General features: G+C 53.6%; 17 protein-coding genes. 7 read left to right on the top strand and 10 right to left on the bottom strand.

Annotated elements, in window-relative coordinates:
• Nucleotides 1-293 precede the first annotated feature (293 nt).
• A complete protein-coding gene (gene grxD / locus TU84_RS12600; protein WP_048369418.1) occupies nucleotides 294-635 on the top strand; it encodes a Grx4 family monothiol glutaredoxin in 342 nt (113 codons plus the stop codon).
• Between the two features lie 95 nt (nucleotides 636-730).
• Here grxD and bfr read toward each other — a convergent pair whose 3' ends face one another.
• Nucleotides 731-1,201 carry a bacterioferritin gene (gene bfr / locus TU84_RS12605; RefSeq protein WP_048369419.1) on the bottom strand — a complete coding sequence of 157 codons (471 nt, stop codon included), beginning with the start codon at nucleotides 1,199-1,201 and terminating at the stop codon, nucleotides 731-733.
• Nucleotides 1,202-1,400: 199 nt separating this feature from the next.
• Entirely contained in the window at nucleotides 1,401-1,619 is a 219-nt protein-coding gene (locus TU84_RS12610) for a bacterioferritin-associated ferredoxin (RefSeq protein WP_048369420.1), read from the bottom strand.
• A gap of 222 nt (nucleotides 1,620-1,841) precedes the next feature.
• Between TU84_RS12610 and TU84_RS12615 the strand changes: the two genes are divergently transcribed.
• Nucleotides 1,842-2,444, top strand: a complete 603-nt coding sequence (locus tag TU84_RS12615; protein WP_048369421.1) for a peroxiredoxin — start codon at nucleotides 1,842-1,844, stop codon at nucleotides 2,442-2,444.
• A 75-nt stretch (nucleotides 2,445-2,519) separates the two neighbouring features.
• Here TU84_RS12615 and rnt read toward each other — a convergent pair whose 3' ends face one another.
• Together rnt and pyrC are read right to left on the bottom strand one after the other, a co-directional pair.
• Nucleotides 2,520-3,194 (bottom strand): ribonuclease T, encoded by a 675-nt coding sequence (gene rnt / locus TU84_RS12620; RefSeq protein WP_048369422.1) that lies wholly within the window; start codon nucleotides 3,192-3,194, stop codon nucleotides 2,520-2,522.
• Nucleotides 3,191-4,237 carry a dihydroorotase gene (pyrC, locus tag TU84_RS12625; protein ID WP_048369423.1) on the bottom strand — a complete coding sequence of 349 codons (1,047 nt, stop codon included), beginning with the start codon at nucleotides 4,235-4,237 and terminating at the stop codon, nucleotides 3,191-3,193. The genes rnt and pyrC overlap by 4 nt, the downstream gene beginning before the upstream one ends.
• Before the next feature lie 158 nt (nucleotides 4,238-4,395).
• Here pyrC and TU84_RS12630 point away from each other — a divergent pair, with 158 nt between their 5' ends.
• Nucleotides 4,396-5,301 carry a flagellar protein MotY gene (locus TU84_RS12630; RefSeq protein ID WP_048369424.1) on the top strand — a complete coding sequence of 302 codons (906 nt, stop codon included), beginning with the start codon at nucleotides 4,396-4,398 and terminating at the stop codon, nucleotides 5,299-5,301.
• 126 nt (nucleotides 5,302-5,427) lie between these two features.
• A complete protein-coding gene (locus TU84_RS12635; protein WP_048369425.1) occupies nucleotides 5,428-6,645 on the top strand; it encodes an argininosuccinate synthase in 1,218 nt (405 codons plus the stop codon).
• Between the two features lie 85 nt (nucleotides 6,646-6,730).
• Here TU84_RS12635 and TU84_RS25240 read toward each other — a convergent pair whose 3' ends face one another.
• Nucleotides 6,731-7,501, bottom strand: a complete 771-nt coding sequence (locus tag TU84_RS25240; RefSeq protein ID WP_053225230.1) for a hypothetical protein — start codon at nucleotides 7,499-7,501, stop codon at nucleotides 6,731-6,733.
• A gap of 1,154 nt (nucleotides 7,502-8,655) precedes the next feature.
• On the opposite strand from TU84_RS25240, the gene TU84_RS12645 reads away from it, so the two are divergent.
• The gene (locus TU84_RS12645; protein WP_048369426.1) at nucleotides 8,656-9,282 is read left to right on the top strand and encodes a response regulator transcription factor; all 627 of its coding nucleotides are present in this window, start codon (nucleotides 8,656-8,658) and stop codon (nucleotides 9,280-9,282) included.
• An 88-nt stretch (nucleotides 9,283-9,370) separates the two neighbouring features.
• Here the strand turns inward: TU84_RS12645 and TU84_RS12650 are convergent, their stop codons facing one another.
• From TU84_RS12650 to metG, 4 genes are all read right to left on the bottom strand, one after another.
• Nucleotides 9,371-9,556, bottom strand: a complete 186-nt coding sequence (locus tag TU84_RS12650; protein ID WP_048369427.1) for a PA3496 family putative envelope integrity protein — start codon at nucleotides 9,554-9,556, stop codon at nucleotides 9,371-9,373.
• Nucleotides 9,557-9,662: 106 nt separating this feature from the next.
• Nucleotides 9,663-10,301, bottom strand: a complete 639-nt coding sequence (nth, locus tag TU84_RS12655; protein ID WP_048369428.1) for an endonuclease III — start codon at nucleotides 10,299-10,301, stop codon at nucleotides 9,663-9,665.
• 68 nt (nucleotides 10,302-10,369) lie between these two features.
• Nucleotides 10,370-11,416, bottom strand: coding sequence for an electron transport complex subunit RsxB (gene rsxB, locus TU84_RS12660; protein WP_241486410.1), 1,047 nt, complete (start codon nucleotides 11,414-11,416; stop codon nucleotides 10,370-10,372).
• 121 nt (nucleotides 11,417-11,537) lie between these two features.
• Nucleotides 11,538-13,589 carry a methionine--tRNA ligase gene (metG, locus tag TU84_RS12665; protein WP_048369430.1) on the bottom strand — a complete coding sequence of 684 codons (2,052 nt, stop codon included), beginning with the start codon at nucleotides 13,587-13,589 and terminating at the stop codon, nucleotides 11,538-11,540.
• 182 nt (nucleotides 13,590-13,771) lie between these two features.
• Between metG and apbC the strand changes: the two genes are divergently transcribed.
• Complete coding sequence (gene apbC / locus TU84_RS12670) at nucleotides 13,772-14,866, top strand: iron-sulfur cluster carrier protein ApbC (RefSeq protein ID WP_048369431.1); 1,095 nt, start codon at nucleotides 13,772-13,774, stop codon at nucleotides 14,864-14,866.
• A gap of 154 nt (nucleotides 14,867-15,020) precedes the next feature.
• On the opposite strand, the gene TU84_RS12675 is transcribed toward apbC, so the two are convergent.
• The gene (locus TU84_RS12675) at nucleotides 15,021-15,230 is read right to left on the bottom strand and encodes a cold-shock protein (protein ID WP_002554837.1); all 210 of its coding nucleotides are present in this window, start codon (nucleotides 15,228-15,230) and stop codon (nucleotides 15,021-15,023) included.
• Nucleotides 15,231-15,584: 354 nt separating this feature from the next.
• Here TU84_RS12675 and dcd point away from each other — a divergent pair, with 354 nt between their 5' ends.
• Nucleotides 15,585-16,151: a dCTP deaminase gene (dcd, locus tag TU84_RS12680; RefSeq protein WP_019411020.1), complete on the top strand. Its 567-nt coding sequence runs from the start codon at nucleotides 15,585-15,587 to the stop codon at nucleotides 16,149-16,151.
• Nucleotides 16,152-16,227 lie beyond the last annotated feature (76 nt).

Raw genomic sequence — 16,227 nt, forward strand, 5'->3', positions numbered from 1 at the left:
TGCCAATATGGGTCACGTTTTGAGGTTTATGCGAGTCTTGCGCTGCATGAGCGCGCGGCTGAAACCACGGTTAAGTGATTCGCCTCACCTCAGCTGCCCAGTTGTACACTGCCCTCAGGTTGTTTTGCAATTCTCAGTGAACGTGGGGCATTACTGCCCACGTGTGCAAAGCAGGAATGTGAGATGAAGTTGCGACGATTGTCTGTCTGGGAGACCGAGCGTCATGCTCGGCTTTCCGTTACAATGCGCCACCGTGCCGACAACTGAGTCGGAAAGTTCAGCCGAGGTGCTCCATGGATATCATCGAAACTATCAAAGATCAGATTGCCAACAATACCGTTCTGCTTTACATGAAAGGCGCTCCGAATGCCCCGCAGTGCGGCTTTTCGGCTAAAGCGTCCCAGGCCATCATGGCCTGCGGTGAGAAGTTCGCGTACGTGGACATCCTGCAGAACCCTGAAATCCGTGCCAATCTGCCGAAATACGCGAACTGGCCAACCTTCCCGCAATTGTGGGTGGCGGGCGAGTTGGTTGGCGGTAGCGATATTATTGTTGAGATGGCTGCAGATGGCTCTTTGCAGACGTTGATCAAAGAAGCGACTGCAAAAGCGGCCGCGGCCAAAACTGAAGCTTAATGGCTGACGTTGCTGCTACTTGAGTGATCAAGTAGCAGCCCATAAAAAAGCCCCGCCTCTGTATAAACAGGGCGGGGCTTTTTTGTGGGCGTTAGTTACTCACCCATCTGCGATTGCAGGTAATTCTCAATACCGATTTTATCGATCAGGCCCAACTGAGTTTCCAGCCAGTCGATATGTTCTTCTTCGGATTCCAGAATATCTTCCAGAAGTTCACGGCTACCAAAGTCGCCAACAACTTCGCAGTGGGCGATGGCTGCTTTGAGATCAGCGTGGCCGGTACGCTCAATGCGCAGGTCGCACTCAAGCATTTCCTTGGTGTGCTCACCAATGTGCAGCTTGCCCAGGTCTTGAACGTTCGGCAGGCCTTCCAGGAACAGGATGCGCTTGATCAGCTTGTCAGCGTGCTTCATCTCGTCGATGGATTCGTTGTATTCGTGTTTGCCTAACTTTTCCAGGCCCCAATCTTGATACATACGTGCATGCAAGAAGTATTGGTTGATCGCAACCAGCTCGTTACCGAGGATTTTATTGAGGTGCTGGATGACTGAAATATCGCCTTTCATCGCGAGGGCCTGCCTTAGTTAACCGTATATAAGGCAGAGTTTGATCTGCGTATTAACGACTGTCAAACCTAAGTGTTTGAATAATAAATGAAAATTAATCGGAATAAGAATGTTTGTGTTCCGCGTTTTGGCCCTAAGTACTTGAATTTTTGGCATAAAAAAACCGGACGTTAAGTCCGGTTCATTAGAAACTTGATAATTACGCTGCAGAAAATTCTGCTGGAAAACCCAAGGCCGCCTGGCTGGCTTGAAGCGAGGTCAGGGTTTCGCGAACCACTTGCTTGGCCAGGCAAGCACATTTGCCGCATTGGCTGGCGACGCCGGTGGCTTCGCGCACTTCTCGGTAGCTGCAGCAACCTTCGTAGATTGCATCGCGGATTTTTCCGTCAGTAACGCCAGTGCAGAGGCAAACGTACATAAATAAGAACCATCGCTGGTTGGGATTCAATGAAACGGATCTTAATGTTAACGAGAATGATTGTCAAAGTAGATTGGGGCGCGGTGGGGGGTTGTTCAGGTTGAGCAGACGAACGGTGTATGATGCCGCTCTTTTTACGCGGTGATCGGGTAGCAAGCCTGTTGTTTCTCAAGGGCTTTGCAGCCGGATCCCGTTTTTCACGTCGCACCCAGGAGATATCCAATGAGCGTACTCGTAGGCAAACAAGCCCCTGACTTCACCGTCGCAGCCGTACTCGGCAATGGCGAAATCGTTGATAGCTTCACGCTGTCCTCCGCTATCAAAGGCAAATACGGCCTGGTGTTCTTCTACCCACTGGACTTCACCTTCGTTTGCCCATCGGAACTGATCGCTCTGGATCACCGTATTCCTGAGTTCCAGGCGCGTAACGTTGAAGTGGTTGCAGTCTCTATCGACTCCCATTTCACTCATAACGCATGGCGCAACACCCCGGTGAACAATGGCGGTATCGGCCAGGTGAAATACACCATGGCTGCCGACATCAACCACGCGATCTGCAAAGCCTACGACGTTGAAACTGAAGGAGGCGTAGCACTGCGCGGCGCATTCCTGATCGATGACAAGGGCGTTGTTCGCTCCCAGATCGTTAACGACCTGCCACTGGGTCGCAACATGGACGAGCTGCTGCGTCTGGTTGATGCACTGCAATTCCACGAAGAGCACGGCGAAGTGTGCCCGGCTAACTGGAAGAAAGGCGACAAAGGCATGACCGCTTCGACTGAAGGCGTTGCGGCTTACCTGACTGAGAATGCTGGCAAGCTGTAAGCTTTTTGGCGGCATAAAAAAACCGGACCCTGGGTCCGGTTTTTTTATGTGCGGTGGTTAGCCTGAACGACGTGATCAGTCGTTGAAGTCTTTCCAACCGCCCATTTGCTTCCAGCTGTTGACGATGCCACAGAACAGCTCAGCGGTTTTTTCGGTGTCGTAACGCGCCGAGTGCGCCTCACGTCCGTCAAAGTCGATGTCGGCTGCCTGGCAGGCCTTGGCCAGGACGGTCTGGCCATACGCCAGGCCAGCCAGGGTTGCGGTGTCGAAGCTCGAGAACGGGTGAAACGGGTTACGTTTCATGTCCAGACGCGCCACGGCCGCATTCAGAAAGCCCAGGTCGAAGCTGCTGTTATGACCTACCAGGATGGCGCGTTTGCAACCATTGGCCTTTAGCGCTTTGCGCACACCCCGGAAGATGTCTGTCAGCGCTGTTTCTTCACTGACCGCCATACGCAGCGGATGGTCCAGCTTGATGCCGGTGAACTCCAGGGCTGCGGCTTCGATGTTGGCGCCTTCAAAAGGCTCCACACGGTGGAAATAGGTGTGTTCCGGGAACACAAAGCCTCTTTCGTCCATGCCGATGGTGACTGCCGCAATTTCCAGCAGCGCGTCGGTAGCGCTATTGAAGCCGCCGGTTTCAACATCGATTACGACCGGCAGGTAGCCGCGAAAACGCTCGGCCATCGGATGGCGCGAACCGCCGCCATGACCGCCCTCGTGCTCGTCATCAAAATGGTCGTCGCTCACGCGTTTTCCTCCAGCAGGCGCCAGCGCAGTTTTTCACCGGCGCGCAGCGGGATTACGTTCAGCTCGCCGAAAGGCAGGCTGCTTGGGGCGGTCCACTCTTCGCGAACCAGGGTGATGTGTTCGGTGCTCGGCGCCAGGCCGTAGAAACGCGGGCCATTCAAGCTGGCAAAGGCTTCGAGCTTGTCCAGCGCATTGCGCTGTTCAAACGCTTCGGCATAGAGCTCGATAGCAGCATAGGCGGTATAGCAGCCGGCACAACCGCAGGCGGCTTCTTTGGCATGCTGGGCATGCGGTGCCGAGTCAGTGCCCAGAAAGAACTTCGCACTGCCGCTGGTGGCCGCATCCAGCAGGGCTTCCTGGTGGGTGTTGCGCTTGAGAATCGGCAGGCAATAGAAGTGCGGGCGAATACCGCCAACCAACATGTGGTTGCGGTTGTACAGCAGGTGATGCGCGGTAATGGTTGCGCCTACGTTGGCCGAAGCCTCGTTGACGAACTGGACCGCGTGCGACGTGGTGATGTGTTCAAACACCACTTTCAACGTCGGGAATCGCTCCACAACACGACGCAAATGCTCTTCGATGAAGACCTTTTCGCGATCGAACACGTCGATATCGGCGCGGGTCACTTCACCGTGGATCAGCAAAGGCATGCCGACTTCTGCCATGGTTTCCAGGACCGGGAAGATCCCATCGATGCTGGTCACGCCCGAGTCGGAGTTGGTTGTTGCGCCAGCCGGATACAGCTTGGCAGCGTGTACATAGCCGCTGGCTTTGGCTGTACGAATGTCTTCTGGCTGTGTTCGGTCGGTGAGGTAGAGCACCATCAGCGGTTCGAAACGGCTGCCAGCCGGGCGAGCAGCGAGAATGCGCTGTCGATAGGCATCGGCTTCAGCTGCGTTACGCACCGGAGGTACGAGGTTAGGCATGATGATGGCGCGGCCAAAGGTGCGCGCAACATCCGCCACAGTGTGAGGCAACACAGCACCATCGCGAAGATGAATGTGCCAGTCGTCGGGACGCAGCAGGGTCAGGCGGTCAGACATTGGGGGGATTCCAGGCGGGTCAAACTGATGCGAATGCTACCGGAAAAGACTCTCTCAGGCACTCGCTATCAAGTTTTAGCTGCGTTAACCGATACATTCGAGGTATGTCGTAAAAACGGTGAACGGTGTTTTGCCAGTAACCATCTGCGGAGCCCTCAGTGCGCCAGCGTTATTTCATCCTGCTCAGCTTGTTTGCCAGCGTTCCTGCCATGGCCCTGACTTTCCAGACCCGTCTGGAGAATGTGGAGTGGAAAGTGGAAGGTGACAAATTTGAGTGCCGCCTGATCCAGCCGATCACTGATTTTGGCGCCGGGGTCTTTGTGCGCCGCGCCGGAGAGCAGGCTGTCTTTCGTCTAAATGCCTACAACTCGGTGTTGGGCGAAGGTTCGGCAACGTTATTGGCGGCAGCGGCGCCGTGGCAGCCGGGGCGCGGTGATATCGATCTTGGCACCGTGCGTATCGGGCGCGGCAACGTGCTGTTTAATAGCTCGCAGGCGCAGGCCGGCCGTTTGTTTCGGGGGTTGCTGGAAGGGCGCAGCCCGCTGATCAGGCATTACTCGGCGACGAGCGGTTTGTCGGAAGTTCGCCTTTTGCCCGTCAAATTTCGTCAGGCTTATGGCGAATATGAGGCCTGTACCACCAAGCTGCTGGCCAAGAATTTCGATCAAGTCCGGCAAAGCCAGATCGGTTTTCCGGGGAGCGGCAATGAACTGGATGCCAAGGGCCGCGCGGATCTGCAGATCATGCTGGAGTACATGAAGGCCGACCCTACGGTTAACCACGTCATGCTGGATGGTTATTCGGATAATTCCGGGAATCGGTTGACCAATCGCGAGCTGTCCCGGCGTCGCGCTTTGGCAGTCATGAACTACCTGCAAGAAAACGGTCTGCAGGAATCGCAGATCACGATGCGCTTTCATGGCGAGCAATACCCGTTGGTGCCCAACACCAGTGCGGCTAATCGGGCGAAGAATCGCCGTGTCAGTGTGCGCCTGGAGCGTATGCCAGAGCCGCCCAAGCCGCCCCCAGCGGTGGGAATTACCAATCCTGCGACGCTGTCGTGAGGTTTTTTGGCGTCGTGTTGCTGAAAGTTACTGTCGCTTTGTCGTCTTAAGCTGTCGCCCCTCTGTAAATTAAGCCCCGCGAGCGTTAGACTGCTCGGCTTTTCGAACAACCCGTGGAGTGATGGCATGGCGGACGTAAACAAGGTCGTTCTGGCTTATTCGGGCGGCCTGGACACTTCGGTGATCCTGAAGTGGCTGCAGGATACTTATAACTGTGAAGTCGTAACCTTTACCGCTGACTTGGGTCAGGGCGAAGAGGTTGAACCTGCACGTGCCAAGGCGCAAGCCATGGGCGTCAAGGAAATCTACATCGACGACCTGCGCGAAGAGTTTGTCCGCGATTTCGTATTCCCAATGTTCCGCGCCAATACTGTTTACGAAGGTGAGTACCTGCTGGGTACCTCCATTGCGCGTCCGCTGATCGCCAAGCGTCTGATCGAAATCGCCAACGAAACCGGTGCTGATGCTATTTCTCACGGCGCAACCGGCAAAGGTAACGATCAGGTTCGTTTCGAGCTGGGTGCTTACGCACTGAAGCCGGGCGTTAAAGTGATTGCTCCTTGGCGTGAGTGGGATCTGCTGTCGCGTGAAAAACTGATGGATTACGCAGAAAAGCACGCGATCCCGATCGAGCGTCACGGCAAGAAAAAATCCCCGTACTCGATGGATGCCAACTTGCTGCACATCTCCTACGAGGGCGGTGTACTGGAAGACACCTGGACCGAGCACGAAGAAGACATGTGGCGTTGGACCAAGTCGCCAGAAAACGCGCCGGATACCCCGACTTATCTGGAACTGACCTACCGCAATGGCGATATCGTTGCGCTGGACGGTGTTGAAATGACACCTGCGACCGTTCTGGCCACGCTGAACCGCATCGGTGGCGAAAACGGTATCGGTCGTCTCGACATCGTTGAGAACCGTTATGTCGGCATGAAGTCCCGCGGTTGCTACGAAACCCCGGGCGGCACCATCATGTTGCGTGCGCACCGCGCCATTGAGTCGATCACGCTGGACCGCGAAGTCGCTCACCTGAAAGACGAGTTGATGCCCAAGTACGCCAGCCTGATCTACACCGGCTACTGGTGGAGCCCTGAGCGTTTGATGTTGCAACAAATGATCGACGCTTCTCAGGTGAACGTTAACGGCGTGGTACGTCTGAAATTGTACAAAGGCAATGTGATTGTTACCGGCCGCAAGTCTGACGATTCGCTGTTTGATGCCAATATCGCAACGTTCGAAGAAGATGGCGGCGCTTACAATCAGGCCGACGCTGCTGGCTTCATCAAGTTGAATGCCTTGCGTATGCGTATTGCTGCTAACCGGGGTCGCAAGTTGTTCTAATTGCACCTGGTATCAAAAAAACCCGGCCATTGGTCGGGTTTTTTTATGCTTGCGAATCATCATTAAAGGTGGGTTATTCGTCTTGTCAGCTTAATGTATTGAGCTGTCGGGTTTGCGTGTTGTAAGTAATGACCATGGCATCACCTAAATGCGAAGAGATGTTTGTATCTAGCTCGAGTCGCTGTTGGTGACTCCATTGACTCGTCAATGAGCTACTGGTTAACAGGAGTAAAATATCGTTCTTATGCAGGCACTCTTTTTTTGGATGTGCCATTTCGTAGTAAGTCTGCAGGATGTCTCCCAAGGTATGGTCGTTGTTCAATTTTAAAGAAGGGTGGCTGAAATCGATCAGATACAGACTGCTTGGGTCTCCTTCACCCTGCGGTAATTGTTGTTCCTCATGAACTGAATCAGGTTTTTTATGTGTAGCCTTTTCTAAAGTTGAGTCGTAGTCCCTGTGCCCTTGTGGCAGAAAGATAAAGTTTTTAGGGCTGTAGGAAATGAATTTTATCCCCGGTTTGGAGAGAAGTGGCGCTGTCTGGCATGCAGGTGAGCCGGGGACTTCAGCGGGTCTTGCGCGCTTGGTACGGCCCTCAGGCTCGGCCGGCTCTGGTGTTGCGCGCGCGTTCACCTTGGGATAGTCCATGGGGGTGTAGAGGGTTTTATTATTGAAATTAAGAGTCAAAAAAAACAATGTGATCAGAATTGAAGGGAAAACAATTAAGAACCAAACATAAATTTTTTGATTTTCCCTGTCGATATACGGCAATGAAACCGCTGCGGAAGCTTCGGTTAACATTGAGAAAATAGCAATGACAGTGAGCGGGTTGTTTACCCGTATTTTGCTTTTTATCATGATGTGGCCTGCGGAAAAATTCTGGTTGGAGTAGATGATATTAGAAGTGGTTAAGTATTAATGTCGCTTTTGTAACGGGTTTTAACAGTTGTCGCAGTAATAGCCTGTAGGTGCGAATTTGAATCAGGGGTTTGCGACAGCGGGTTTCTTAAATTTAGTCGTGGCTTTATGAAACTGCAAATCAAAAGTCTTTTGTATTTATTATTTCTATAGGACGTCCTCTGGTCGAGGAATTGGTTTTCTTTTTTGTAGGATAACTCCGGGTTAATAGGTGATTTGCGCCAGTAGAACTGGGATGTTGGTAATTTTTATGTGAGATGTAGTATGGAGGAAATAAGTAACATTTTAGTTTTTCGTTGGATTACTTTTAAGTCAGGATCGAGGTGCCGGTTTGAAAGGGCTTGAGGGGTATGTTTTTCGATCGTATTTTAAGGGCTTTCCGAATGCCTTGTAGTCCTCTTCTTTAAGTTTGAAATGGTAATGTTTTTTTCTAAAAAAAGAGTAGATTTTAACTGGATTGGTTTTTTCAAAGAGGAAGGGGGGAGGTACTGTTTATCTATATGAGTTCAAGGTAGAAATTGCGCGGGTGCTTAAGGGGGATGTTTTTGTTTGGTTGGGTTGAGCCGGTCTTTCTATTGGAGTACGGTTAAATACAGCGGATGAATAATTAAATAGAGGATTAAACATGGTGTATTTGAATTCGGGCGGTTTTAAGTCGTGTCAGCTGTTTTTGGTTTTTACCTGCGAAGCTGCTGCGTTTGAAGGGAAATCGGCTCGGTTGCTGTTTGAATGAGTTGGTAATAAAGGAGGGTGAGCGCCAAGGTTTGGTAGTGCTAGGGTCAGGCCAATTTTTGGTATTCGGGATGTAAGCCAACGTATTTTTTTAAGCGTGATCAAGGATGTTGCCGATAGTCATTAGAACTGAACGCTTAATATAAAGATCGGCCTGTATGATTTCCTCCTGTGTCGCTTAAATGAGGGGGAGGGTGGGAGTGCGATTTTTATGAGTGATTTATTCGTAGGGCAAATCTTTATTGTGCGTAGGAAATGTCTTTGGTTGTTGGTGCTTGGGGGGGGGCACTATGCCCAGGGTGTTGTGACTAGGCTATTGTGCTGACTCTAAAATTCGAACAGCGAAAAAATTGGAATTACCCATGAATAAAGTGCTGATCGTGGATGATCATCCTGTCATTCGTCTTGCTGTGCGTATGCTCATGGAACGACATGGCTACGAAGTTATCGCAGAGACGGATAATGGAGTGGATGCTTTGCAAATGGCGCGTGAGTACGCGCCGGATATTGTAATTCTGGATATTGGTATTCCCAAACTCGACGGGCTTGAAGTTATTGCGCGACTTTCAACACCCGCGATTCCTATAAAGGTGCTAGTGCTGACTTCGCAAGCTCCCGGTCATTTTTCAATGCGTTGCATGCAGGCCGGAGCGGCAGGTTATGTATGCAAGCAGCAGGATTTAACCGAGCTTTTAAGTGCCATCAAGGCTGTGCTTTCCGGTTACAGTTATTTTCCGAACCAAGCGTTGCATTCAGTGCGCTCAAGCTTGGGGAATGCCAGTGAAGCCGATATGGTGAACCGCCTCTCTGGTCGAGAAATGATGGTATTGCAGCAGTTGGCGCGAGGTAAGAGTAATAAGGAAATAGCGGATGGCATGTTTCTGAGCAACAAAACAGTCAGTACCTACAAAACGCGTCTACTGCTCAAGCTCAATGCTCGCTCACTGGTTGATCTTATTGAGCTGGCACAGCGAAATGGCTTGGCGTGAGTGGCAGGGGTGAGGAGCGGCTTGCTCCACAACCCCCTTAACACCAAAAGCCTCCGGGCAGGAGGTTTTTGGTGTTAAGCGCTGACGATTACAAGTCGTAGGGGTAGTCTTCGAGCTCTTTCTGGAGTCTTTTTTCAGCCAGCAAGGCGTCTATCGTGCGGCGTTTAGCCAAGTTGGTTTTAGCGACTTCGACTGGGCGCTCTGTCAATTCAGCGTCGTCCGGGTCGGTCGTTGGAAAATCCTCTACTTCCAGTTGTTCTTTGCCAGTGCTCATTCAGTTCACTCCAGGCTAAGACATTCAATGGCGCCCCTTATAGCGATAAACGCTTTACGGGTAAAAAAGTTTTTCTCAATCGATCCGCCCATAAAACCTCTATCGCTCAATCGTCGGATGTTTTTTCCTTGAAATCGCACAAGTCTTCAATGCGGCAACTCCCGCAGCGTGGCTTGCGTGCCTGGCAAACGTAGCGACCATGCAAGATGAGCCAGTGATGGGCATCGAGCAGGTACGGCTTAGGCACGAATTTGATCAATTGCTGTTCCACCTCGACCACATTTTTGCCAGGCGCTATTCCGGTTCGGTTACTGACCCTGAAGATATGGGTATCTACGGCCATGGTCAGTTGTCTGAAAGCGGTGTTGAGCACCACATTAGCTGTTTTTCGCCCGACGCCTGGAAGGGCTTCAAGCGCCTCCCGCGTTTGGGGTATCTCACTGGCATGCCGTTCGATGAGCAAGCGGCACGTTTCAATCACGTTTTTGGCCTTGCTGTTGTACAGGCCAATGGTCTTGATATATTCCGACAACCCTTCCACCCCCAAAGCGTAGATGGCTTCTGGGGTATTGGCGACCGGGAACAATTTTGCCATGGCCTTGTTCACGCTGACGTCAGTGGCCTGCGCCGACAGAATGACTGCTATCAGCAGTTCGAAAGGCGATGTGTAGGCCAGTTCAGTTTTTGGCTCTGGATTGTCTTCGTGAAACCGACGAAAGATTTCAAGGCGCTTTGCGGCATTCATGGGTAAAAAACTTTTCCTGGAGAGCAGTCCGTTAATCGAAGAGAAACGTATCTCGTGACGGCAAGCTATCAGCTTTTGGTTGGGGCTAAAGCGTCGAGTGTCTGTTCTGCCCGTAACACGGCGTCATTCAAACGTGCGAGCTCAGCGCTGGTATGTGCCTGCGTCTGCGCCTTTTTAAGTGCCGCCCGGTGCATGGCCAACTGAATTTTTGCCCGCTTGAGATCTGCTATCCCGCTGCTGGGTGCCGACACCGCTATCACCGGGGCGGCCTCCAGTTGCGCCAGGGCTTTTTCGGCAGACTCAAATTGTGCTTGCAGGGCAACCAGTTGTGCCTGCTGTGGGGCCGTCGGCGGGTGACCAAAGGCTTTGAGCGATTTATGCAGTTGGGCGCGAGCCATGGCCAGGGTGACCTTGGCTTTTTTAAGCGCTGCATCGCTGAGCAAGGAGGGCTCTGTCTGCGATGGCTCAAGCGCCAGGGCGTCAGCAGGCGCCACGGTTGCTCGTTGAGCGCGCGCCAGGCGTTCTGCCTGACGTTGCTGTTCATCTCGTCGCAGACGTTCGTCACGTCGCTCGAAACGGCTACGGGCGTGGTTGCGCTTGTCAGTGCGTGCATTGAGCTGCTCTTGCGCCTGTGCAAGCCCACCGACAATGGGGATCACATTGGCGGGTAGCGGTCGCATTTCGATGCAGTCGACAGGGCAGGGTGCAACGCACAGGTCACAGCCGGTGCATTCATCGACAATCACTGTGTGCATGAGTTTAGCGGCGCCTAATATAGCGTCTACCGGGCAGGCCTGAATGCACTTGGTGCAACCAATGCATTCAGCTTCACGAATAAAGGCCACCTGGGCCGGTGCCACGCCTCGCTCCGTGTCCAGCGCTATAACGGGAATGCTCAGCAGGTTGGCCAGCGCAGCGATGGTTTCAGTCCCGCCGGGGGGGCATTTGTTAATGGCTTCGCCCTGGCTGATGCCTTCTGCGTAGGGTTTGCAGCCAGGATGCCCGCATTTTCCGCATTGGGTTTGCGGTAATAAGGCGTCAATACGTTGAATCAGGCTCATGGTGTGATCAGTCCAGCGACAGCGAGCCGCACCCGGGCGACAGTCATCCTGCACAGTGAGTAATGAGTGCGAGGCGGTTAAACGAACGCCGCTGATTATCCGACATGGCGGGAGGGGAGGCTACAACGAACATCCGCCAGCGACATGCAGGTCGCTGGCGGATGAGGAGGGCGTGTTACTTGATGCGTTGACCAGGCTTGGCACCGCTGTCCGGGCTTAGCAGGTAAATTTCTTCACCGCCAGGGCCCGCCGCCATGACCATTCCTTCAGAAACCCCAAAGCGCATTTTGCGGGGTTTCAGGTTGGCAATCATCATGGTCAATCGACCTTCCAGTTCAGCCGGGTTCGGGTAGGCGCTTTTGATGCCCGAGAACACGTTGCGCTGTTCGTCGCCGATATCCAGAGTCAGACGCAGCAGCTTGTCAGCCCCTTCGACAGCCTCGGCCTTGAGGATCAAGGCGACGCGCAGGTCGACAGCGGCAAACGCGTCAAACTCGATTTCGGCTGCCAGAGGTTCTTTGGTCAGCTCGCCATTGCCTTTTGGCGCAGCAGTACCGGTATCGGTCTGGCTGGCGATCAGGTCTTCTTTGGACGCGTTGACCATGGCTTCCACGTGCGCTGGATCGATACGTGTCATCAGCGGTTTGAAAGCATTCAACTGATGGTTGGCGAGCAAGGTGCTGTGGTCGTCCCAGGTCAAAGGAGACACATTCAGGAACGCTTCGGCATCGGCTGCCAACTGCGGCAATACTGGCTTGAGGAAGATGATCAACTGGCGGAACAAGTTGACGCCCAAGGCGCACACGGCCTGGACTTCGTCTTGCTTGCCTTCCTGCTTGGCCATGGTCCAAGGCGCCTTTTCGGCGATCCAGGCGTTGGCGCGGTCGGCCAGCGCCATGATTTCACGCATGGCGCGCGCGAAGTCACGGGCTTCGTAAGCATCGGCAATGCTTGGTGCTGCAGCCAAGAAGGCTTCGGTCAGCTCAGGCGCTGCGTTGCCTTCAACCATCACACCGGCATTGCCTTTGTGGATGAAGCCTGCGCAACGGCTGGCAATGTTGACCACTTTGCCGATCAGGTCAGAGTTGACCTTTTGCACGAAGTCTTCGAGGTTCAAGTCCAGGTCATCGACGCCACGGCCCAATTTAGCCGCGTAGTAGTAGCGCAGGTATTCCGGCGACAGGTGATCAAGGTAGGTACGCGCCTTGATGAACGTGCCACGGGACTTGGACATTTTTTGACCGTTAACGGTCAAGTAGCCGTGAACGTTGATCGCGGTAGGCTTGCGATAGCCTGCGCCTTCGAGCATGGCTGGCCAGAACAGGGCGTGGAAGTTCACGATGTCCTTGCCGATGAAGTGGTAAAGCTCGGCGCTGGAGTCTTTGTTCCAGTACGCGTCGAAGTCCAGTTCAGGGCGGCGTTCGCACAGGTTCTTGAAGCTGGCCATGTAGCCGATCGGCGCGTCCAGCCAGACGTAGAAGTACTTGCCTGGCTCGCCCGGGATTTCGAAACCGAAATACGGCGCATCGCGGGAGATGTCCCACTCTTGCAGGCCGCTATCCAGCCATTCGGCGATTTTGTTTGCGACTGCATCTTGCAGAGCGCCGCTTCGTGTCCAGCTTTTGAGCATGGCTTCGAAGTCGGGCAGCTTGAAGAAGAAGTGCTGGGAATCCTTGAGTACCGGCGTGGCACCGGAAATCGCCGACTTCGGATTTTTCAGGTCCGTTGGAGCGTAAGTTGCGCCGCATTTTTCGCAGTTATCGCCGTACTGATCATCAGTGCCGCATTTAGGGCAGGTGCCCTTGATGAAGCGGTCGGCCAGGAACATTTTCTTTTCCGGGTCGAAGTACTGAGTAATCGAGCGCGTGGCGATGTGGCCGGCTTCGCGCAGCTTGATGTAAATCGCACTCGACAGCTCACGGTTTTCTTCGGCGTGAGTCGAGTGATAGTTATCGAACTCCACGAGGAATTCGGAGAAGTCGGCGCAGTGTTCGGCCTGCACGTTGGCGATCAGTTGCTCAGGTGTGATGCCTTCTTTTTCGGCACGCAACATGATGGCCGAGCCGTGGGCGTCGTCTGCGCAGACATACGTGCATTGATTGCCGCGTTGCTTTTGATAGCGCACCCACATATCGGTCTGGATGTACTCAAGCATATGGCCAAGGTGGATTGAACCATTGGCATAGGGCAGGGCGCTGGTGACGAGGATCTTGCGTGGCTCGGACATGGGGCTCGGCTACTTGATGAGACGGTGGTCGGCCACTATAAAGCGCCGGGCAATATATTTCACCCCGTGGGCGGCTATCTGATGCTTTCTGATGTTTTTGACCGGTTCAAAAGCCTGCGCCAGGTGATTTATTACAGGTACGATAGCGACCTGTTTCACTCAGCCTTTTTCGGGAGTTGCCCATGAGCGCAGTCAATCGCGCAGCGGTGGAGGCCGTCCTTCGCCAATACACCGACCCATATTTGAACCAGGATCCGGTCAGCGCCGGGTGTGTACGTCACATTGAAGTCCAGGGCGAGCATGTCAATGTTCAGCTCGAACTGGGTTATGCCGCCGGCCTGTTCAAGAATGGCTGGGCGCAAATGCTGCAAATGGCCATCAGCAATCTGGAGGGTGTGTCCTCGGCCAAGGTTGAGATCAATTGCGTGATTGCCCCGCACAAGGCGCAGGCGCAAATCCCGGGGCTGGCCAATGTAAAAAACATTGTTGCCGTTGCCTCGGGTAAAGGCGGCGTCGGTAAATCCACCACGGCCGCCAACCTGGCCCTGGCGCTGGCGCGTGAAGGCGCGCGGGTGGGGATTCTGGACGCCGACATTTATGGCCCAAGCCAGGGGGTGATGTTCGGTATCGCTGAGGGTACCCGCCCGAAAATCCGTGATCAGAAATGGTTTGTGCCGATTGAGGCGCATAGCGTTGAGGTCATGTCGATGGCGTTTTTGACTGACGACAACACGCCGATGGTCTGGCGCGGCCCTATGGTGTCGGGCGCCCTGTTGCAGTTGGTGACCCAAACCGCCTGGAATGACCTGGATTATCTGGTGATCGACATGCCACCCGGTACGGGCGATATCCAGCTGACCCTGGCGCAGAAAGTCCCTGTGGCGGGTTCTGTGATTGTGACGACGCCGCAAGACCTGGCCTTGCTCGACGCACGCAAGGGTGTCGAGATGTTCCGTAAGGTGAACATTCCGGTACTGGGCGTTGTAGAGAACATGGCTGTGCACATTTGCTCGAACTGTGGCCACGCAGAACATTTGTTCGGTGAAGGCGGTGGCGAGAAACTGGCGACCCAATACGGCGTGGAAGTTCTGGCCTCGTTGCCGCTGGCGATGGAAATCCGCGAGCAGGCCGATAACGGCAAGCCGACCGCGATTGCCGACCCGAATAGCCCGATTGCCTTGATCTACCAAGAGCTGGCCCGTCACGTCGGGGCGCGGATTGTTCTGAGCGAAGCCGCCACCCAGGCCATGCCGACCATTACCACCAGCGACGACTGATACCCCGTAACCCCCTGTAGGAGCGAGCTTGCCTCGCGATCTTTTTAAAAGACCAAAAGATCGCGAGGCAAGCTCGCTCCTACAAGGTCTTTAAACGACAGGCAAAAAAAAACCCCGCTTTTAAGGGCGGGGTTTTTTACTGGATCAGTACAAGTTAGATAACTTGAACTTCCTCAGCTTGCATGCCTTTCTGACCGCGAGTAGCGATGAAAGAAACCTGTTGGCCTTCTTTCAGGCTCTTGAAGCCGTCGGATTGGATTGCTTTGAAGTGAACAAACAGGTCGTCACCGGATTGTGGAGTGATGAAGCCGAAGCCTTTTTCATCGTTGAACCACTTAACGGTACCAGTTTGGCGATTAGACATGGTGTAACTCCTTGAACAAAGATAACTGCGACGCAGGAAGAGCCCTGGCCGAGACTGAGTGCAAAGAGCAGGAAAAATTCTTGGAGATGGTTGGATCGAAATTCAACATATCGTGTAGAGATTCTCAGTGACACAAGCAGCACAGTGGCGCCACCTTACCCCTTTTTCCGGAACGTGCAAAGGGTCTTTGCGAAGGTTTCTCGAAAAACGTGACTGATGGTTGCCCGTACAGCCTGTATTCAGTGCGCCTACAGCTATTTTCAAGAATTTCCCCCCAGCCTTTGAACCGAAACCCCGGCCCCGGTAAGATGCCGAACAGAATTTTTCCACCTCGCTATTCAGGACACCCCCGCCATGAGCATCAAATCAGACAAGTGGATTCGCCGCATGGCGCAAGAGCACGGCATGATCGAACCTTTCGTTGAGCGCCAGGTGCGCGGCGAAGGGGCGGATCGTCTGATTTCTTACGGCGTGTCGAGCTACGGTTATGACGTGCGCTGTGCCAATGAATTCAAGGTGTTCACCAACATCAATTCGGCCACCGTTGATCCGAAAAACTTCGATGAAGGCAGCTTTGTCGATGTCACCAGCGATGTCTGCATCATCCCGCCCAACTCTTTCGCCCTGGCGCGCACCGTTGAATATTTCCGTATTCCACGCAACGTGCTGACCATCTGCCTGGGTAAAAGCACCTACGCGCGTTGCGGCATCATCGTTAACGTGACGCCGCTTGAGCCAGAGTGGGAAGGCCACGTGACGCTGGAGTTCTCGAACACCACCACACTGCCTGCCAAAATCTATGCAAACGAAGGTGTGGCGCAGATGCTGTTCTTCGAATCCGATGAAGAATGCGAAGTGTCGTACAAGGATCGTGGCGGCAAGTACCAGGGCCAGCGTGGTGTGACTTTGCCACGTACCTGACGAACAGCAGGAATTTCTGAGCGAAAAAGCACTCTATTGACTGTATTCCGGTTTCGCACCTCAGCGAACCGGACAT

The organism is Pseudomonas helleri, from assembly GCF_001043025.1.
Taxonomy (GTDB): Bacteria; Pseudomonadota; Gammaproteobacteria; order Pseudomonadales; family Pseudomonadaceae; genus Aquipseudomonas; species Aquipseudomonas helleri.